This window comes from Ponticoccus sp. (in: a-proteobacteria), assembly GCF_048381735.1.
Genome location: NZ_JBLXGL010000002.1, coordinates 347,413 through 366,486, shown reverse-complemented (window position 1 = coordinate 366,486; position 19,074 = coordinate 347,413). Strand labels below are relative to the sequence as shown.

The window sequence follows — 19,074 nt, the reverse complement described above, 5'->3', positions numbered from 1 at the left end:
TGCGTGCGATACTTCTGCCCGCGACATCAGACAGACAGGAGCCACGCCCTTGCCGGACGCCATCACCCCCTCTGCCGCCCGTCCCGCCCATGCGCCGTCCGACCACCCGAAGGTGACCTCGGGCAAGGTCGGCGTGCTTCTGGCCAACCTCGGCACCCCGGACGGGCACGACTACTGGTCGATGCGGCGCTACCTGAACGAGTTCCTCTCGGACCGCCGGGTGATCGACTATCCGCGCTGGAAGTGGCAGCCGCTGCTACAGCTGATCATCCTGTCGAAACGGCCCTTTACCTCGGGCGCGGCCTATCGCTCGATCTGGAACGAGGACAAGGGTGAAAGCCCGCTGATGACCATCACCCGCGACCAGACCGCGGCCATCGCGGCGAAGATGCAGGGGCAATACGGCGACCGCGTCATGGTCGATTTCTGCATGCGCTACGGCAACCCCTCGACCACCTCGAAGGTGCGCGAGATGGTCGAGGCGGGCTGCCACAAGATCCTGTTCTTCCCGCTTTATCCGCATTACGCGGGCGCCACCTCTGCCACCGCGAACGACCAGTTCTTTCGCGCGCTGATGGCCGAGACATGGCAGCCCACGGCCCGCGTCGTCGATCCCTACTTCGAGCACCCGCAGTATATCGAGGCGCTGGCCCAGTCGGTCGAGCGCGGCTATGCGGCGGCCGAGCAGGAACCCGACATCCTCGTGGTCAGCTACCACGGCATGCCGAAACGCTACCTGATGCAGGGCGACCCCTACCATTGCCAGTGCCAGAAGACGACGCGCCTGCTGCGCGAGCGGCTGGGCTGGGACGAAAGCCGGATCACCACGACCTTCCAGTCGGTCTTTGGCCCCGAGGAATGGCTGAAGCCCTACACGGTCGAGCATGTGGCCGAGCTGGCGAAGCAGGGAAAGAAGAAGATCGCCGTGATCGCGCCGGCCTTTTCGGCGGATTGCATCGAGACGCTGGAAGAGATCAACGAAGAGATCCGCGAAAGCTTTGAACACGCAGGCGGTGAGTCGTTCACCTATATTCCCTGCCTGAACGACGACCCGGCGCATGTCGATGCGCTCTGCGCGGTGATCGACGAGAACCTTGGCGGCTGGGTCTGACCCGGTCGCGCGGCCTGCGGACAGCGGGCCGCCAAGGGGCCGCCGGGCCGGGGGCCGACAAAAGAAAAAGGCGGGGTCGTCACCCCGCCTTTTCCATTTCAGAACCGTCTGAACCGATCAGTCGGCAGCAGCAGCAGCCACGATCGCGATCAGCAGCAGCGGGATCAGAAGCCCGGCCGAAGAAGACGACTGCTGGGTTTCTTCCACAACGACAACGGGTTCCATGACCACGTCGTCTTTTGCGTAGGAGCCGGCCATTGCGGTCGAAGCGGCACCGGTCAGCACGGCGGCGAGAGCGAGTTTCTTCATTATATCCTCCAGATATTCGCCTGGCGCGGGACACAATTGCCCACACGACAGGCACCCAAGACTTACCTCGTATCTCTCTCTAAGCAGCATTTCCGGGGCTTTGCAATTGGTGAATCAGCCCCGGAAATTCATGTCCGCCATGCTGTCGTCAAATCAGCAACACCTGCGTGCCGACCCGCGCCATGTCGTAAAGCTGCTCGATATGCTCATTATAGAGGCCGATGCAGCCATTCGACGACCGGCGTCCGATCTTGCGCGTGTCATGCGTGCCGTGGATGCGATAGTAGGTCCAGCTCAGGTGCAGGGCGCGGGTGCCCAGCGGGTTGTCCGGGCCCGGGGCGACGTAATCCGGCCAGTCGGGGTTGCGCTTTTTCATCGAGGGCGTCGGGCGCCAGTCCGGCGAGGGATCCTTCAGCGTGACCGAGGTGCGGCCCCGGCGCGTCAGATCCTCGGTCAGCGGCACCGAGGACGGATACAGGTAATACTGCCCGCTTTCCTGCCAGAAGTGCAGCGCCCGAGAGCTGATATCGACAAGGATCGCGCCCTTGTTCAGGTTGTTGAAATAGGGCCGCCAGTCCAGCGTGCGGAAGCTGGAGATATTGCGGCGCACGGCATCGGTGACATTGCGTTCAATCTCTGTGGTGCCGGTATTGATGTCCTGGGCCAGCGCCGGTGCGCCGATCATCGCAGCGGTGCCGGCCAGAAACGCGCGGCGACCCAAAGCCTTCTGAGCCTCGTCCTTCATGGCGGTGTCCTCTCGGGGATTCATACTTGACCCCGGGATAATATGGCCTGAATGCCTCAGTCGCAATTCAAAGGCGCTTGATCGGGCAAGCTCACGCCGATGTGGGTTTGAATGGCAACGCTGCTTGGGTAAGGCGGAAGTTGACCCCGGAAAATAGCCGAAAGTTGATCATGAAACGCCGCGCCTTCATCGCCCTAGCCTCTGCCTATGCCCTTGCCGCCTGTACGACGACGCCTTCCGGCCCGCCCCAGCTGGGCCCCGATGGCAAGCCCCTGCCCAAGGTCTACCGTATCGGGTCCGGCGACACCGGGCGCATCCAGTACCGGATGCTGGACGCGGTGAACGCCCTGCGGCAAAGCGCGGGCGCCCCGGCGCTGACCCTGAACTCTTCGCTGAATGCCGCTGCCGCGACCCACGCCCGCGACATGGCGATGCAGAACCGGCCCTGGCACTTCGGCTCTGACGGGTCGTCGCCGATCGACCGCATCAACCGCGCCGGGTACAACGGCCGCCTCGTGGGCGAGAACATCTCGGAGACCTACGAGACGGAACTGGAAACCCTCGCCGCCTGGATGGAAGAGCCGCACACCCGCGACGTGATCCTCGACAAGACGGCGCAAGAGCTGGGCTTTTCCTGGCACCAGGAGAACAACGGCAAGATCTGGTGGACGATGATCATCGCCGCGCCCGGCGCCGGTGTGACCCCGCAGGCCGCCGCCGTCGCCGCGAACTTCGGCTGATCGCCAGCACCGCAGGCCATCACCGCACATGGAAAAGCCGCCCCAGGGGGCGGCTTTTTTCGTCTGCGACCTGGGGCGCAAGGCAAGGCGCCCTGCCGGGCCCCATGGCGCTAGGGATTGATGCGGATCGGCGTGCCGTCCTTCACCATGGCGTAGACGTCGCGCATCTGCTTGTCGGTGATGGCGATGCAGCCCGCCGTCCAGTCGCGCGGCGCGCCACGCGGGTAGGTCGGCCCCTGCCCGTGAATGAAGATGTCGCCGCCGGGCTGCTTGTTCAGCGCCTTGGCCAGCGCCGCATCCTCTTCGTTCGGGTAGTTGATCCCGATGGACAGGTAGAACTTGCTGTCCGGGTTGCGGCGGTCGATCGTGTAGTCGCCTTCGGGCGTGCGCCCGTCGCCCTCGAAGGCCTTGTGACCGGCGGGCGCGAAGCCCAGGCCTACGTCGTAGGCCTTCAGGACCTTGTTGTGATGCAGGAGGTACATCTTGCGGTCGCTCTTGTTGACGACGACCTGCGTGACCTCCGGCCCGTGATAGGATTTGAATTTACTGCTACAGGCCGAGACGCCAAGCATCACCGCCAATATCAAGAAAACCTTGATGAACCGCATGTCCACTGCCCCATGGATTGTTTTCTTGCATCCTACACTATTCGCGCGGCTTGGTTAACATCACATTATCGCCAGACTGTGCCGCAAGGCGCTCTTCGATGGCCACCAGGCGCGCCAGCACCTCGTCGCGATAGCTGCCGGTCGCGGCGTTGGTTTCCTCGGCATGGGCGTCCTGCATCGAGTTCACGATCAGGCCCACCAGCAGGTTCACCACCGCGAAGGTCGTGATCATGATGAAGGGCACGAAGAAGGCCCAGGCATAGGGGTAGACCTCCATCACCGGGCGGACGATTCCCATGGACCAGGATTCCAGCGTCATGATCTGGAACAGCGAATAGGCCGACAGGGGCAGGTTGCCGAACCAGTCGGGGAAGGCGTCCCCGAAAAGCTTGGTCGAGATCACCGAGCCGATGTAGAAGATGATCGCCATCAGCAGGAAGACCGAGGCCATGCCGGGCAGGGCGGTGATGAAGCCTTCGACCACGCGGCGCAGGCGCGGCGCGACCGAAATCACCCGCAGCACCCGCAGGATGCGCAGCGCCCGCAGCACCGACAGCCCCTGGGTCGAGGGGACCAGCGCGATGCCCACCACGACAAAGTCGAAGACGTTCCAGCCGTTGCGGAAGAAGGCCGGGCCGCGGGCCACCAGCTTCAGCCCGATTTCGACAAGGAAGATGCCAAGGCAGACCAGATCCAGCGTGCGGATCAGCCCGCCTGCTGTCGCCATCAGGTGGTCCGAAGTCTCCATCCCCAGCAGGACGGCGTTCACGACGATCACGCCGATGATGAAGTTCTGAACGGCGGGTCGATCGACGAAGGCGCCGATCCGTTGGCGAAGGGTCATGGTCAGTCCTGAAGCGAAAGGGCGGAAACGACTTCCACATGGGTAGACCAGCGGAACTGGTCAACCGGCATCACCCAGTCAAGGCGATAGCCCGCCGCGACAAGGGTTGCGCAGTCCCGGGCGAAGGTCACGGGGTTGCACGAGACATGGGCGATCTTCGGCACCCGGGCGCTGGCGATCTCGGCGATCTGCGCCTCGGCCCCGGCGCGGGGCGGGTCGATCACCACCCCGTCGAAGCGTTTCAGCTCGTCCGGCAGCAGCGGGTTGCGGAACAGGTCGCGGGCCTCGTGGGTGACATGGCGCAGACCCTGCGCCTGCCGCCAGCCCTGATCCAGCGCCCGGACCATCGCCGCCTCACCCTCGACCGCGTGCACCCGGGCGCGCTTTGCCAGTGGCAGGGCAAAGGTGCCGCAGCCCGCGAAGAGGTCGACAAGATGTGTACAACCCTCGAGCGCCGCGTTCACCCCGGCGCGCAAGGTCTGTTCCCCGGCCTCGGTGGCCTGCAAGAAGGCGCCCGGGGGCGGGACCACGTCGATGCCGTCGAAGCTCTGGAAGGCGGGTTTGAAGGCCAGCGTCTCGTCGTCCCAGGTCAGGCGGGACAGCCCGTGGTCCTGCGCCAATGCCGCCAGATCGGCGCGCAGGGCCGTGTCCAGCGGCTTGCCGCCGCTCACGGCCACGTCCAGCCCCGAGGCGCAGTCCGTCACCAGCACCGACAGCTCGCCCTTGCGCGAGGCGCCCAGCACCGCCAGCGCCTCGACCAGGGGCAGGGCGGCGGCAAGGGCAGGGGTCACGAGGATGCAATCGGGCACCGCGACCACCACGTCCGACGCCTTGCGGTGAAACCCCGCCAGCGCGCCCTTCTTGGTGCGCCGCGCGGAAAAGGCGGCGCGGCGGCGCGACTGGCGCGGCGAGGTCGCGATGGGGCGAAGCTCTGTCTCCAGCCCCTGCGCGCTCAGGGCACGGCGGATCACGTCCACCTTCCACCCGGCGACGAAATCGTCCGAGGCGTGCTGCAACTGGCAGCCGCCGCAGGCCTTGGCATGGCGGCAGGGCGCCGCGACCCGGTCGGTCGAGGGCGTGACGATGCGCGGTGCCGCGATCACGCCGCTTTGCACCGCACCCTCGACCACTTCGCCGGGCAGGGCGTCCGGCACATAGACCGGCCCCGCCGCGATCCCGTCGCCGCGGTGGCCCAGACGTTCAATGGTGACACGGGTTGCGTGGGTGCTGCCTTGTTCCATGCGGCCCTATTGCCCCGCAAAACCGCCGCTGTCGAGATCCCGCAGAAAGCGCCGCACGGCGCGGGGGCCGGTCAGCAGGTGGGTCCGCCTGGGCGCGGCCCGGGCGATCAGGGCGCGGTTTCGCAGGCGGTTGCTGTGCCGCGTGTCCCAGATCCAGCGCAGGAACGCGGCATCGAAGCGTTCCGGGCAATCCGGCGGCAGGTCGGGCCGGGTCTGCCCGCCCGCATATTCGATCCGCCGCTTGACCACCCGCCAAAGCCGCAACCAGGTCGGGAACTCCAGGACGATCACTGTATCGGCGCGCGCCAGCCGGGTGTCCCAGGTGGCGGACAGCCCACCCTCGATGATCCAGGCGTCGCGCTCTTCCTCGGCGCGCATCAGGGCGATCTTGCTGGCCCTGTCCCGCTCCACCCAGCCCGGCTGCCAGTGTATACAATCGATATGCACGACCGGCAGACCGGTCCGCTGCCCCAGCGCCCGGGCCAGCGTGGACTTGCCCGCGCCGGGCTGGCCCACGATCATCACCCGTTTCATTCCGCCGCGTCCTGCACCCCAAGGAACCCGCCCGACTGTCGCGACCAGTAGCGGGCATAGACGCCGCGCTTGGCCAGAAGGGCGTCGTGGGTGCCCTGTTCGACGATGCGGCCCTGTTCCATCACGATGATCCGGTCCATCCGGGCGATTGTGGACAACCTGTGTGCAATGGCGATGACGGTCTTGCCCTGCATCACCCGGTCCAGCGCCTCCTGGATCTCTGCCTCGACCTCGGAGTCCAGCGCGCTTGTCGCCTCGTCCAGCACCAGCACCGGCGCGTCCTTCAGGATCGCCCGGGCCAGCGCGATGCGCTGCCGCTGCCCGCCGGACAGCTTGACGCCGCGCTCGCCCAGCCGCGCCTCGTAGCCCTCGCGCCCGCGATGATCGCGCAGGGCGAGGATGAAGTCATGGGCAGAGGCACGCCGGGCGGCCTCGAAAACCTCTTCGTCGCTGGCATCGGGGCGCCCGTAGCGGATGTTCTCCAGCGCCGAACGGTTGAACATCGAGGTTTCCTGCCGCACCACCGAGACCGCCCGCCGCAGCGCCGCCTGAGTCAGGTCGCGAATGTCGTCACCGCCCAGCAGGATGCGGCCCTCTTCGACGTCGTAAAGCCGCAGCAGAAGGCCGATCACCGTGGATTTCCCCGCGCCCGAGGCGCCAACGAGCGCGATCTTCTCGCCCTGCTGCACGGTCAGGTCGAAATCGTTCAGCGCCGCCTGCTTGCCCCCGTAGCGGAAGGTCAGGTGATCGAAATGCAGCGGGCCGGGGCGGGCCTCGTCCCGCGCACCGGGGCGGTCGGTGATCGCATGCGGCGGGGTCAGCGTGCCGATGCCGTCGGCCACCACACCGATATTGGTAAAGATCGACATGGCCGCGCGGCCCAGCCGGTTGGTCAGCATCGCCAGCCGCGTCGTCAACATCGCCGTCATGGCAATATCGCCCGAAGAGGCCGAGCCGATGGAAAAGAGGTAGAGCGAGGACAGGATCGCCATCAGCGGCAGCAGCCCGCCCAGCGTCATCAGCCCCAGCCGGAACAGCGCCGAGACCACGCCGAAGTCGCGCGCCTTGCCGCGCCAGCGCACCAGCGTGGCGCGCGTCGCCTCGTCCTCGCGCAGGTCATGCGCGAACAGCTTGACCGTCGCGATATTGGACAGCGTGTCGACGATCTGCCCGGTGACCAGCGTATTGGCATCGGCGCGCTCGCGCGCCAGCCGCCGCATCCTGGGGATCATCAGCCGCAGGAACAGCGCGTAGACCACGAACCAGCCGGTGAAGATCAGCAGCAGCCGCGGGTCGATCCCCGCCAGCAGCACGAAGGTGCCGAGGAACATGGCGACGGCATAGACCAGCACGTCGGTCATCTCGTTCACGAGGTCGTTCAGCCCGCGCGCGACCTGCGTCGCCTTCTGGCTGATGCGCCCGGCGAAGTCGTTGTCGAAATAGGACAGCGAATGCCCCAGCGTGTAGCGGTTCACCCGGCTGAGCACCAAGGGGTAGAGGTTCGGCCCAAGGCTGACCGAGGACACCGCCGCATCGGCCAGCACGATCAGCGGGCGGATCAGCAGGAAGAACATCAGGCCGAAGCCGATCAGCAGCGTGTAGGGCCCCCAGTAGGCGCCGGGGCCCTCGGCGGCGGCGGCATCCACCACCCAGCCGGTGAACCGGGCCGAGACCAGTTCCGCCACGCCGGTTAGCAGCGTCACGAAACAGGCGGTCCAGATCGCGGGCCAGGCGCCCTGCAGCGCCCAGCGTGAAAAGGGCCAGACATCGCGGGGCGGGGTGCCCTCTGCCGGGGCGAAGGCATCGACGAAGGACAGCAGGCGGTGGATCATTCCGCCGCCTCGGGCAGGCCGTCGCTGCCAAGGAAACCGCCGGACTGCCGTTCCCAGTAGCGCGCGTAAAGCCCGCCGTTTTCCAGAAGCGTGTCGTGGGTGCCTTCCTCGACGATGCGGCCCCCGTCCAGAACGATGATCCGGTCCATGCTGGAGATTGTGGACAACCTGTGTGCAATGGCCAGAACCGTCTTGCCCTGCATCACCCGGCCCAGGGCCTCCTGGATCGCGGCCTCGACCTCGGAATCCAGCGCGCTTGTCGCCTCGTCCAGGACGAGGATCGGCGCGTCCTTGAGGATCGCGCGGGCCAGCGCAATCCGCTGCCGCTGGCCGCCAGACAGTTTCACGCCGCGTTCGCCCAGATGCGCCGCATAGCCCTGACGGCCCCGGTGATCGCGCAGCGCGCCGATGAACTCATGCGCCTCCGCGGCGCGGGCGGCGGCGATGACCTCGGCGTCAGAGGCCTCGGGGCGGCCATAGCGGATATTGTCCATGGCCGAGCGGTTGAACATGGCGGTTTCCTGCGTGACCATGCCGATCTTGCGGCGCAGGCTTTCCTGCGTGACACCAGAGACATCCTGCCCGTCGATCCGCACCACGCCGCCCTCGCTGTCGTATAGCCGCAGCAGAAGCGCCAGCAGCGTCGACTTGCCCGCCCCCGAAGCGCCGACAATCGCCAGCTTTTCGCCCGGGGCAATGGTCAGGTCGATGCCCTCGACCCCGCCGCTTTCGCCGCCATAGGTGAAGGTCACATCGTCAAAGCGGATTTCTGCCGCCGGAACCACCAGCTCTGCCGCGTCACTTGCATCGGTCAGCGTGTGAGGCACCGACAGCGTGTTCATGCCGTCCTCGACCTCTCCGAGGTGGGAATAGATCACCATCAGGGTGAAGCTGATCCAGCCAGTCATCTGCGCCAGCCGGATCGTCACGGCGCCGACCGCGGCGATGTCACCGGGGCTGACGCCACCGGCGCGTAGCGCGATGGCCGCGCCGACCATGAGGATCGGCAGCAGCCCGGCGATGAAGATCAGCCCAAGGCGGAAGGCGGTCTGCGCCTCGCCGTAATGCAGCGTCTTGTCGCGCAGGTCCGACATCGCCCCCAGCGCCATCCGGTCCTCTTGCGCGCCGCCCGCGAACAGCTTGACCGTCTTGATATTGCTGATCGTATCGACGACCTGCCCGGTGACCATGGCCTGCGCCTCGGCGCGTTTGGCAGAGCGCGCGCGGACCGTCGGCAGCATCAGCTTCAGGAACCCGGCATAGGCCACCAGCCACAACGCCAGGACCCCCAGCAGCCAGCCGCTGATACCGCCCAGCAGGACGGCGGTGGCCATGACGGTCGCCAGCCCGAAGGTCACGGCGTTCACCGTCTCGACCACGATCTCTGTCAGGGACCGCGCGGCCTGCATCTTTTTCTGCGCCACGCGACCGGCAAAGTCGTTGTCGAAGAAGCTGACCGGCTGGTCGATGGTCCAGCGATACAGCCGCGCCAGCACCAGCTTCAGGATGTTCGGCCCGATCATGACCGCCTGCGTCAGGGCCAGCCCGCCGAACAGCAGCGGGCGCGCCACCAGCAGCAGCCCGACGGCGGCGGCAATCAGCCAGCCCACGGGGACCACCGCATCGGCGGGCGCCGCGACCGCATCGACGACCAGGCCCAAGAGCCACATCGAGGCGACCTCGGTGATGCCCGCAAGCACGGAAATCGCCACGCCCAGCCAGATCACGGTCCAGCCTCCCTTGAGCGCCCAGAAGACGAAGGGGCGCAGCCTGCGTGGCGGCGGCCCCTCGGCGGGGGCCTCGGCGTCGATCATGTCGCCCGCACGGCGGACAAACCTTTGAAACCACTGCTGCATCACTCTGCCGCCTCTGAATCCGCGTCGATGAACCCGCCGGACTGGCGCGCCCAGAACCCGGCATATAGCCCGCCCCGCGCCAAAAGCGCGTCGTGGGTGCCCTCTTCGACGATCCGGCCCGCGTCCATCACCAGGATGCGGTCCATCTGCGCGATTGTAGACAACCTGTGTGCAATCGCGATGACGGTCTTGCCCTCCATCATGCCGTACAGCGTGTCCTGGATCACCGCCTCGACCTCGGAGTCCAGCGCGCTGGTCGCCTCGTCCAGCAGGAGGATCGGCGCGTCCTTCAGGATCACCCGCGCCAGCGTCACCCGCTGCCGCTGGCCGCCGGACAGCTTGACGCCGCGCTCGCCCACATGGGCGTCGTAGCCGGGCCGCCCCTTGGGATCGGTCAGGTCGAGGATGAAGTCATGTGCCTGTGCCTGCCGGGCAGCGCGGATCATGTCGTCTTCCGAGGCATCGGGACGCCCGTAGAGGATATTGTCCCGGACCGAGCGGTGCAGAAGGCTGCTGTCCTGCTGCACCATGCCGATGGCCAGCCGCAGGCTGTCCTGCGTGACCTCGGAAATGTCCTGCCCGTCGATGCGGATCGCGCCCTTCTCGGCGTCGTAGAAGCGCAAGAGCAGCTTTACCAGCGTCGACTTGCCCGCGCCGGAGCGGCCGATCAGCCCGACCTTCTCGCCCGGTTCGATCACGATGTCGATGTTGTCCAGACCGCCGGCCTCGCGCCCGTAGTGGTGGCTCAGCCCCTTGATCTCGATCCGCCCGTCGGTCAGCCGCAGCGGCTGCGCGTCACCGGAGTCGGTCAGCGCAATCGGCTGGGCAATCGTTTCCATCCCCTCGGCCACGACGCCAAGCTGGCGGAAGAACGAGGTCAGCGCCCACATGATCCAGCCGGTCATGGCGTTCAGCCGCAGGGTCAGCGCGGTGGCCGCCGCCACGGCCCCGGTCGAGGCCGCGCCCTGCATCCACAGCGCCAGCGCCCAGCCGACGACGCCGACGATCAGCAAGCCGTTCAGCACCATCAGGGTGACGTCCATGATGGTGTAGATCCGCATCTCGTCCTGGAAAGTCTTGCGCGAGGTCTCGATGGCCTCTTTCGCGTAGTCCAGTTCCGACCCGGTGTGGGCGAACATCTTGACCGAGTGGATGTTGGTGTAGCTGTCCACCACGCGCCCCGTCACAAGGCTGCGCGCGTCGCTGGCCGCTTTCGAGGCCGGGCCGACGCGCACGACGGTCCAGCGCATCAACGCGCCGTAGAGCACCAGCCACAGCGCCATGGGGATCATCAGGCGCGGGTCGGCATCGCCCAGAAGCACCATGGCGCCCACCACATAGGCGATGGAAAAGGTGATCGCGTCGAAGATCTGGAACACCGCTTCGCCCGCCGCGGGGGGCGTCTGCATGATGCGGTTGGCGATGCGGCCCGCAAAGTCGTTCTCGAACCAGCCGACCGACTGGCGCAGCACATGGCCATGCGCGCGCCAGCGGATCAGCGTGCCGAAGTTCGGCAGGATCGTGTTGTTCAGAAGCAGCACGTCCGCCGCCTGGATCAGCGGCCGCAGAACCAGGATGAAGGCGCCGATGCCGATCAGCGCCCAGCCGTGATCCTGCCAGACCTGTTGCGGGTCGCCCGACAGGATGTCGACCACCCAGCCCATGACCCAGATCAGCCAGATTTCCACCGCCGCGACGACGATGGACAGCAGGGTGGCCCAGACAAAGACCCCCCGAAAGGGCTGCGCATAGTCCAGCATGAAGGGCAACAGCCGGCGCGGCGGCGTGTCGGTCTGCCGGTACTTGGCATAGGGATCGACAAGATTTTCAAAGAAACGGAACATTCCGGAGGCTCCTCACAGAGCAAAAGCAAAAGCGAAACACGAGATGGGAAGCGGGGGCCATGGGCCACCCGTGCAAAACAAGGCGGCTCAGGCGAGGCTGGGCTGGATCCTGTCATGCACCATCAAGTGTCCTCCGGTCGGGTTCGGAAGTCCTCTTACCCGAAAAGGATGCGTTTGTCACGCTTCAGGGGGCGCTGTCAGCAAATCTTCACGGTCGAGCGCGAAACCCGAGGCAATCCATTGCGCTTCCAGCGCCCGCAGCCGATCGCCCAGCGCCTTGCCCGAAAGCGCGGGCATGAGATCCTGCGCCGTCACCGGAAAGCGCGCCTGCGCCGCTGCGGCAAGGTCGGGCAGGGCGGCGGGATCGACCGGCTGTTCCAGCATGGCGGCGCGCAGCGCGGCGGTGTCGCTGGCGGTCTCCGCACCATGGCGCCAGGCCACTTCGGGCAGGCCCGCCGTGCCTTCGGTCAGCTCTCGCAGCAACGTCAGGCGCTTCTGGTCCGGTTTCGACAGACGCAGCGCGGCGCCATCGGCAAAGCCCGTGGCGGCAAGGCGGCGCAGCGGGTCAGGGGCGAGGCCCAGCGCCTCTTCGGCCATCAGCAGCGGCCCAAGCGCGCGCGGGCTGGCGCCGGGCAGGATGCGCGGCAGGACGCCGGTCTGCGCCATCACCGCGACGGCCTGCACCGGATCGGGCGCCGCCAGCAGCTTCAGCAGTTCGGCGCCCACGCGCTCGGCGGACAGGCGGTCGAGACCGTCGAGGTTGTCGGCGATGGCGGCCAGCGCCTCGGCATCCATGCCCTGCGCCGGGTCGCCGTACCAGGCGTGAAAGCGGAAATAGCGCAGCGTGCGCAGGTAGTCCTCGCGGATGCGCTGCGCGGCGTCCTGAATGAAGCGCAGATGCCGCGCGCGGAGGTCGGGCAGCCCGCCAAGCGGATCGACCACCGTGCCGCGCCGGTCGGCATAAAGCGCGTTCATGGTGAAGTCGCGGCGCACCGCGTCCTCTGCCATCGTGTCGGCAAAGCGCACCACGGCGCGGCGCCCGTCGGTTTCCACGTCGGCGCGGTAGGTGGTGACCTCGAAGGGCTCGCCCCTGGCGACGACGGTGACGGTGCCGTGTTCGATGCCGGTAGGCACGGGCTTCAGCCCCGCCGCCCTGGCCAGCGCGATGACGGTTTCGGGTCGGGCGTCGGTGGAGATGTCCACATCGGCCACCGGCGCGCCCAGAAGCGCGTTGCGCACGCAGCCGCCGACCGCATGGGCCTGATAGCCAGCGTCTTCGAGCATGCCCATGACCGCCTGCGTGCCGGGTGCGGTCAGCCAGTCGCCGGTCACCTGCGTCATGTCATCCGCTCCGCCAGCCCCCGCAGCATCCGCGCCGTCGCGCCCCAGATGTAATAGGGACCAAAGGGCACCGTGTAATACAGCCGCCGCTGCCCGCGCCAGCGCCGCCACTGCACCGAAAAGCGCGCCGGGTCGGTGACATGGGCCAGCGGCACGCTGAAGACCTCGTCGACCTCGCCCGGTTCCGGCACCGGGGTGAAGGGCGCGCGGATCATCGCCAGCACCGGGGTCACGGTGAAGCCGGTGACCGTTTCATGTGGGGGCAGGGTGCCCAGCACCTCGACAGCCGCCGGGTCCAGCCCGACCTCTTCCTGTGCCTCGCGCAGGGCGGCGGCGGTCTCGTCGGCGTCGCCGGGATCGACCTTGCCGCCGGGAAAGGCGATCTGGCCCGGGTGGTGCTTCAGCCGCGACGAGCGCTTGGTCAGGATCAGGTCAAGGCCCTCGGCCCCCTCCTGAAAGGCGACAAGCACCCCCGCCGCCCGCAGCTTGCGGTCCGGCGGCAGCGCAACGTCGCGGTTCAGGTCGAAGTCGGACGAGGCGCCCGCCGCGCGGGTCAGCGCGCGGCGCAGCGCCCGTTCCTGATCATGCCTTGTCATCGCTTTCGAACCCCACCGATGCCGGGTCCAGTTCGTAATGCGCGCCGCAGAACTGGCAGTCGGCGGTCACGAGACCCTCGTCGGTGGTCATCTTCTCGATGTCCCGGGCCGAGTAGATCGACAGCGACTGCCGCACGCGATCTTCGGAACAGGTGCAGCCGAAGCGGATCGTCTGGCTGTCGTAGACCCGCGGCTGTTCCTCGTGAAACAGCCGCACCAGCAGGTCGGTCGGCGGCACGCTGGGGCCGATCAGCTCCAGCTCTTCCAATGTCGCGACATGCGCGTTGACCCGGTTCCAGTTCTCTTTCTCGTCGCCCTCGACCAGGTCCTCGGCCGCCAGCAGGCCCGCGTCGCCGGTCGCCTCGCCCGAGGCGAAGGGCGAGGCCTTGGGCATGTGCTGCAGCATGATGCCACCGGCGCGCCAGTGCTCTGGCACGCCCGGCTCTGTCGAGCGGCCATAGGCCAGCGCGAAGGTGGTGGGCAGCTGCTCGGACTGGGCGAAATAGGCGGCGGCGCAGTCGGACAGAGACGTACCCGCGACGGGGGTGATACCCTGATAGGGCTGCATCCCCTCGCCCTGATCGATCAGGATGGCGAAATAGCCCTGCCCAAGCTGATCGAAGGGCGCGGCCTCGGTGATCCGGTCCGCGTCGAAGCTGGCATAGGCGCGGATGCGCGCCGGCTGGCCCTCTTCCTCGGGGCCGTAATAATCGGTGGCGATCATCCGCACCGGGCCATTGGTCTGGACCTGCAGCGACAGCTTCCACCGCAGCTTGATCGTCTGGCCGATCAGCGCGGTCAGCAGGGCCATCTCGGCCACCAGCGCCTCGACCGGGGCGGGATAGTTGTGCTGCTTCAGGACGCCGGACAACACGCCATCCAGACGCGCCACGCGTCCACGCATGTCGGAGCGGTCAAGCTGGAAAGGAAGGACGGTATCGTCCCAGGCGAGTTTGGTGCCGAAGCTCATGGGGTTTCCTTGTCTGCCGGTGAGTGGCAATAGGCGGTCATATAGGGAAAGCTGACGCAAACGCAAAGGGGTCCCCATGGCGCCGCGATACGGAGAGGCCCCCGAAACGGGCCGCAGATACATCTTTCGGCCCGGAGTCTACGCGATCCTGCCGCGCGACGGGGCGCTGCTGCTGACCCACCAGTCAGAGCCCTATCCCGAATACCAGCTGCCCGGCGGCGGCATCGACCCGGGCGAACAGCCCCTTGCGGCACTGCACCGCGAGATCCGCGAAGAGACCGGCTGGACCATCGCCAATCCCCGGCGGCTGGGGGCCTTCCGGCGGTTCACCTTCATGCCCGAATACGAGATCTGGGCCGAGAAGATGTGCATCCTTTACGCTGCAGAGCCTGTCCTTGGCCGCGAAGCCCCGTCAGAGCCCGGCCATACCGCGCTGTGGATGCCCGCCGATCTGGCCGCCGAGATGCTGGGCAACCCCGGCGAGCGCGACTTCGTGCGGCGCCTTTGCCTTTGACCGGGTCAGCGCAGCACGTCGTATTCCAGCAGCGCGGCAGAGACATCGTCGCCCAGCCGGTCCGGGTCGGCCATCTCGGTGGTCAGCCGCCAGAACATGTCGCTTAGCAGGTCCGGCCCCGTCCCGGCCTGCGCGCTGTCGCACAACAGCTGTGCCAGCCCGTCCTCGCCCAGCATGCTGCCGTCTTTCGTCACCGCCTCGGTGAAGCCGTCGGAATAAAGCAGCAGCAGGTCGCCGCGTTGCATCCGAAAGCTGTGCTGGTCGTATGTGACGTCATCCACGAGGCCGATGGGCAGGCCGCCGTCTCCGATGAACTGCACGGGCCCGTCGCGGCGCAGCAGGATCGGCGGCGAATGCCCGGCCTGCACCAGGCGCATCACGCCGGTCGACAGGTCGGCGGCGACATAGGCCATGGTCAGATATTCCTCGACCCCGGGATCGGCGGCGAAACGCTGGTTCAGGCGCCGCGCGGTGTCCCCGGGTTCGCGCAGCGCGAAAGGGCGGTCGCTTTGCCGATCGAGCGCCACGTTCTGCTCCGGAAAGGTGCTGGACAGATACCCGGCCACCCGGGCCGTCACCATGGCAGAGGTGATGCCGTGCCCCGAGACATCGATGCTGTAGAGGCCCAGCTGATCCGGGCCGGGGCTGAACATGCCGACCAGATCGCCGCCGACATGGCCGCAGGGCTGCAACAGCAGGCTGACCCGCGAGCTGCCGAAGATCCGCACCCGCTCCGGCACCAGCGACTGCTGGATCGTGCGCGCCTGCCGCAGGTCGTTCTCGATGGCCTCGTGGATGTCGCGCAGCTCCCTTAGCGCGTCCGACACCTGCCGGTTGGTCTCGGTCAGCTGCCGTTCCATAGAAACGATGCGCTCACCGGCCTTGATGCGCGCCCGCAATTCGTGGGCGTTGACCGGCTTGGTCAGGAAATCGTCGGCCCCGGCATCCAGCCCCTGCGCCACGTCGGCCTTGTCGCTCTTGGAGGTCAGAAGGATGAAGTAGCCATAGCCGTCCCGGTCAAGGGCCCGGAACCGGCGGCAGAACTCCAGCCCGGTCATGCCGGGCATCATCCAGTCCGAAAGCACAAGGTCCGGCGGGCTGCGAAGGCAAAGCTGCAAGGCCTCTGGCCCGGATGTGGCGACATCGACCTCGAACCCCCAGCGTTTCAGCATGGCAGAGACGATGCGCAATTGCAGGTTGCTGTCGTCGACCACCAGCACGCGGCTGATTGCACCGGTCTGGCCCGATGGGCATTCGAGGCGTTCCGAGTTCGACAAGACCGTCCCTCACCGGACAAAGTGCATACAGCCAAGGTGCCTAACGCAGAGATCTTAACGGTATCTGAAACGTAAAATTTTGCCTTCCCGGCCCAAGCCCGCCGCCCGGTCGAAACCATTTGTTCATGCTTTACCCCCAGCCTGACGACACGATGGAGGTGCATCATGATTGACTGGGCGCGTGTCGAAGCCCTGGTGGACGAGGTCGGGGCCGAGGATTTCGGCGAAATCGTCGACCTGTTCCTGACGGAGGTGGACACCGCGGTGGCCAGGCTTGAAGCCGCCGGTGACAACCCCGTGCTGCTGGCGGAACACATGCATTTCCTGAAAGGCGCGGCGCTGAACCTTGGCTTCGACGCGCTGGCCCGGGCCTGCCAGAAGGGCGAAACCGCCGCCGCCATGAACGCCCCGCAAGCGGTCACCGCCGCCGAGCTGCAAGAGATCTACAACCAGTCCCGGGGGGTGTTCGAACGCGATCTTCCCGGCAAGCTGGCCGCCTGAGGCGCCCCGGTGCAAACCCGCGACAGACATAACCCCCCACGCCCTTCGCGGCACAGTCGTATCAGGGATACGACAGGCAAGACCCGGAACGCGCTAGATCACGAACTGCGCGACCGTCTCGTTTTCGGTGATGTCCTGGTAGGTGAAGCCATGGGCATCCAGCTTCGCCAGAAGCGTCTGAAAGTTCTGCGGTCGCGACGTCTCTATCCCGATCAGGACAGAGCCGAAGTTGCGGGCCGACTTCTTCAGATACTCGAAGCGGGCGATATCGTCTTCCGGTCCGAGGAAGTTCAGGAAATCCCTCAGCGCGCCGGGCCGCTGGGGCAGGCGCAGGATGAAGTATTTCTTCACGCCGGAATAGCGTTGCGCACGCTCCTTCACCTCGGGCAGCCGCTCGAAGTCGAAGTTGCCGCCAGAGGTGATGCAGACCACCGTCCGGCCCCGGATCGACAAGCCGAGATCCTTCAGCGCATCCACCGACAGCGCCCCCGCCGGTTCCAGAACGATCCCCTCGACGTTCAGCATGTCCAGCATCGTCGTGCACAGCCGGTCTTCGTTGATCGTCAGGGTATTGGCGACGCCGACGTCCCTCAGGCAGGCAAAGGTCTTCTCGCCGATCTTCGCCACGGCGGCGCCATCGGCAAAGGTGTTGACCTGGGGCAGGGCGACAGGCTCTCCGGCTTCCAGCGCCGCGCGCAGGCAGGCGCCGCCCAGGGGTTCCACAAAGGTGTACTGCACAGAGGTCCCGAAATAGGAAAACAGCCCCGAGGCCAGCCCGCCGCCGCCCACGGGCACCACCATCAGGTCCGGCAGGCGGCCCAGCTGGCGCTCGACCTCGACCGCAACAGAGGCCTGCCCCTCGATCACGTCGTCGTCGTCGAAGGGCGACAGGAAATGCCCGCCCTCTGCCGCCACGAAGGCCTGCGCCGCATGCAGGCAGTCGTCGAAATAGTCACCGATCAGGCGGATCTCGACATTGGCGCCGCCGAACATCTCTGTCTTCCGGATCTTCTGCTGCGGCGTCGTGACCGGCATGAAGATCACGCCCTTCACGTCGAACTGGCGGCACATCCAGGCCACGCCCTGCGCGTGGTTGCCGGCACTCGCGGCCACGAACAGCGCCTCTCCGGTCTGCTTGCGCATGGCGTTGAAGGCACCGCGCAGCTTGTAGCTGCGCACCGGCGACAGATCTTCGCGCTTCAGCCAGATGTCGGCGCCGTAAAGCTGCGACAGGTGGTCGTTGCGCAGCAGCGGGGTTTCGGGGAAGGCCGCGCGCATCGCCTCTTCGGCGGCGCGGGCGCGGGACTGAAATTCGGTCATGGCAAAAGCCTTCCCCAGATCATGGTTTTGTTCAGGCGATCGTGCGCCCTTCGACGCAGATACCGTAGAGCGAGGTCAGAAGCGAGGCACCGACCATGGTCACCACCCAGCCCACGGCAAGACCGTAGACCGTCGACAGCAGGGACAGGCTGTCCCCCGCGACGATATTGGGGATCATCACAAGGGTCATGCCCAGCACCGAGATCACCGCCAGCGCGAAGATCGCGCCGCTTTCGGCGCCGGTCGCCTGCCACGCGTTGTGCAGCGTCAGCTTGCGTCCCAGGGTCCCGGCGGGCAGGATCACGCCCAGCCTGAGAAAGACGTAAAGCACACCCGCCACCGTCGCCAGCACCAGCGGCAGCGTCGCGCCGGGCATCGAGGTCATCAGCAGCCCCGCCGGAATGGCCAGCGTGAACAGCGCAATCACCAGCAAGAGCGCGATCAGCACCGACCGCCCGAAGTACCCCAGCACGAGGTCGCCCCGGAACGGCGGCACCGGGCCGGCGGGGATCTCTTCCAGCAGCACGTAGCGGTGCCAGTTCACCGCGATCCACAGGCTGGCGATGGCAGCCGCGAATTGCAGGCAGAAGAAAAGGGCATAGGCCAGCGGGTCGACCTGGGGCAGCGCGCCACCCATGGTGGCGTCGATATCCGTCCCGACCTCCGTCGTGGCCAGAAGCGCGGGGTTCAGAAGCAGGAAGATCTGCGCCGCGATGTGGGCGCAATAGGGCACCGCAGAGATCCGGAAGGCCGCGTCGAGGTTGCGGAAAACCAGCCCCGCCGAATGGGTAAAGATATGCCAGCCGCGCATGTTCGACCTCCCTGCCGTGCCGGGGATGGCTACCACGTCGGGCGCGGGCGTCAACGGCCCAGCCTTGCCCAGCCCTTCAA

19 protein-coding genes are annotated in these 19,074 nt (G+C 66.8%); 4 read left to right on the top strand and 15 right to left on the bottom strand.

Annotated elements, in window-relative coordinates; genetic code table 11:
• Positions 1–49: 49 nt before the first annotated feature.
• Positions 50–1,111: a ferrochelatase gene (gene hemH, locus ACN5KJ_RS06075; RefSeq protein WP_418592642.1), complete on the top strand. Its 1,062-nt coding sequence runs from the start codon at positions 50–52 to the stop codon at positions 1,109–1,111.
• Positions 1,112–1,228: 117 nt separating this feature from the next.
• Here the strand turns inward: hemH and ACN5KJ_RS06070 are convergent, their stop codons facing one another.
• Complete coding sequence (locus ACN5KJ_RS06070) at positions 1,229–1,420, bottom strand: hypothetical protein (protein ID WP_023848735.1); 192 nt, start codon at positions 1,418–1,420, stop codon at positions 1,229–1,231.
• Positions 1,421–1,568: 148 nt separating this feature from the next.
• The gene (locus ACN5KJ_RS06065; protein ID WP_347166350.1) at positions 1,569–2,165 is read right to left on the bottom strand and encodes a L,D-transpeptidase; all 597 of its coding nucleotides are present in this window, start codon (positions 2,163–2,165) and stop codon (positions 1,569–1,571) included.
• A 170-nt stretch (positions 2,166–2,335) separates the two neighbouring features.
• Here ACN5KJ_RS06065 and ACN5KJ_RS06060 point away from each other — a divergent pair, with 170 nt between their 5' ends.
• The gene (locus ACN5KJ_RS06060; protein WP_418592639.1) at positions 2,336–2,905 is read left to right on the top strand and encodes a CAP domain-containing protein; all 570 of its coding nucleotides are present in this window, start codon (positions 2,336–2,338) and stop codon (positions 2,903–2,905) included.
• Positions 2,906–3,015: 110 nt separating this feature from the next.
• Here ACN5KJ_RS06060 and ACN5KJ_RS06055 read toward each other — a convergent pair whose 3' ends face one another.
• The 10 genes from ACN5KJ_RS06055 to ACN5KJ_RS06010 all read right to left on the bottom strand — a co-directional run bounded on the left by ACN5KJ_RS06055 (position 3,016) and on the right by ACN5KJ_RS06010 (position 14,571).
• A complete protein-coding gene (locus tag ACN5KJ_RS06055) occupies positions 3,016–3,513 on the bottom strand; it encodes a L,D-transpeptidase family protein (protein ID WP_418592637.1) in 498 nt (165 codons plus the stop codon).
• A gap of 37 nt (positions 3,514–3,550) precedes the next feature.
• Entirely contained in the window at positions 3,551–4,357 is an 807-nt protein-coding gene (locus tag ACN5KJ_RS06050) for an ion transporter (protein ID WP_418592635.1), read from the bottom strand.
• 2 nt (positions 4,358–4,359) lie between these two features.
• Positions 4,360–5,598, bottom strand: coding sequence for a class I SAM-dependent RNA methyltransferase (locus ACN5KJ_RS06045; protein ID WP_418592633.1), 1,239 nt, complete (start codon positions 5,596–5,598; stop codon positions 4,360–4,362).
• A gap of 6 nt (positions 5,599–5,604) precedes the next feature.
• Positions 5,605–6,132, bottom strand: coding sequence for an AAA family ATPase (locus tag ACN5KJ_RS06040; RefSeq protein ID WP_418592631.1), 528 nt, complete (start codon positions 6,130–6,132; stop codon positions 5,605–5,607).
• Positions 6,129–7,964 carry an ABC transporter ATP-binding protein gene (locus tag ACN5KJ_RS06035; protein ID WP_418592629.1) on the bottom strand — a complete coding sequence of 612 codons (1,836 nt, stop codon included), beginning with the start codon at positions 7,962–7,964 and terminating at the stop codon, positions 6,129–6,131. The genes ACN5KJ_RS06040 and ACN5KJ_RS06035 overlap by 4 nt, the downstream gene beginning before the upstream one ends.
• Entirely contained in the window at positions 7,961–9,778 is a 1,818-nt protein-coding gene (locus ACN5KJ_RS06030) for an ABC transporter ATP-binding protein (RefSeq protein WP_418592627.1), read from the bottom strand. Before ACN5KJ_RS06030 ends, ACN5KJ_RS06035 begins: the two co-directional genes overlap by 4 nt.
• A gap of 41 nt (positions 9,779–9,819) precedes the next feature.
• Positions 9,820–11,664: an ABC transporter ATP-binding protein gene (locus ACN5KJ_RS06025; RefSeq protein WP_418592625.1), complete on the bottom strand. Its 1,845-nt coding sequence runs from the start codon at positions 11,662–11,664 to the stop codon at positions 9,820–9,822.
• Between the two features lie 177 nt (positions 11,665–11,841).
• Positions 11,842–13,005 carry a CCA tRNA nucleotidyltransferase gene (locus tag ACN5KJ_RS06020; RefSeq protein WP_418592624.1) on the bottom strand — a complete coding sequence of 388 codons (1,164 nt, stop codon included), beginning with the start codon at positions 13,003–13,005 and terminating at the stop codon, positions 11,842–11,844.
• Positions 13,002–13,601 carry a CoA pyrophosphatase gene (locus ACN5KJ_RS06015; protein ID WP_418592622.1) on the bottom strand — a complete coding sequence of 200 codons (600 nt, stop codon included), beginning with the start codon at positions 13,599–13,601 and terminating at the stop codon, positions 13,002–13,004. Before ACN5KJ_RS06015 ends, ACN5KJ_RS06020 begins: the two co-directional genes overlap by 4 nt.
• Positions 13,588–14,571: an Hsp33 family molecular chaperone HslO gene (locus ACN5KJ_RS06010; protein ID WP_347166341.1), complete on the bottom strand. Its 984-nt coding sequence runs from the start codon at positions 14,569–14,571 to the stop codon at positions 13,588–13,590. Before ACN5KJ_RS06010 ends, ACN5KJ_RS06015 begins: the two co-directional genes overlap by 14 nt.
• Before the next feature lie 76 nt (positions 14,572–14,647).
• On the opposite strand from ACN5KJ_RS06010, the gene ACN5KJ_RS06005 reads away from it, so the two are divergent.
• Entirely contained in the window at positions 14,648–15,085 is a 438-nt protein-coding gene (locus tag ACN5KJ_RS06005; protein ID WP_347166340.1) for an NUDIX hydrolase, read from the top strand.
• Positions 15,086–15,090: 5 nt separating this feature from the next.
• Here the strand turns inward: ACN5KJ_RS06005 and ACN5KJ_RS06000 are convergent, their stop codons facing one another.
• Positions 15,091–16,362 (bottom strand): PP2C family protein-serine/threonine phosphatase, encoded by a 1,272-nt coding sequence (locus tag ACN5KJ_RS06000; protein ID WP_418592619.1) that lies wholly within the window; start codon positions 16,360–16,362, stop codon positions 15,091–15,093.
• A gap of 165 nt (positions 16,363–16,527) precedes the next feature.
• On the opposite strand from ACN5KJ_RS06000, the gene ACN5KJ_RS05995 reads away from it, so the two are divergent.
• Positions 16,528–16,863, top strand: a complete 336-nt coding sequence (locus ACN5KJ_RS05995) for an Hpt domain-containing protein (RefSeq protein ID WP_418592617.1) — start codon at positions 16,528–16,530, stop codon at positions 16,861–16,863.
• A 93-nt stretch (positions 16,864–16,956) separates the two neighbouring features.
• Here the strand turns inward: ACN5KJ_RS05995 and ilvA are convergent, their stop codons facing one another.
• The gene (gene ilvA, locus ACN5KJ_RS05990) at positions 16,957–18,183 is read right to left on the bottom strand and encodes a threonine ammonia-lyase IlvA (RefSeq protein ID WP_418592615.1); all 1,227 of its coding nucleotides are present in this window, start codon (positions 18,181–18,183) and stop codon (positions 16,957–16,959) included.
• Positions 18,184–18,214: 31 nt separating this feature from the next.
• Complete coding sequence (locus ACN5KJ_RS05985) at positions 18,215–18,994, bottom strand: hypothetical protein (protein ID WP_347166337.1); 780 nt, start codon at positions 18,992–18,994, stop codon at positions 18,215–18,217.
• Between the last annotated feature and the right edge of the window lie 80 nt (positions 18,995–19,074).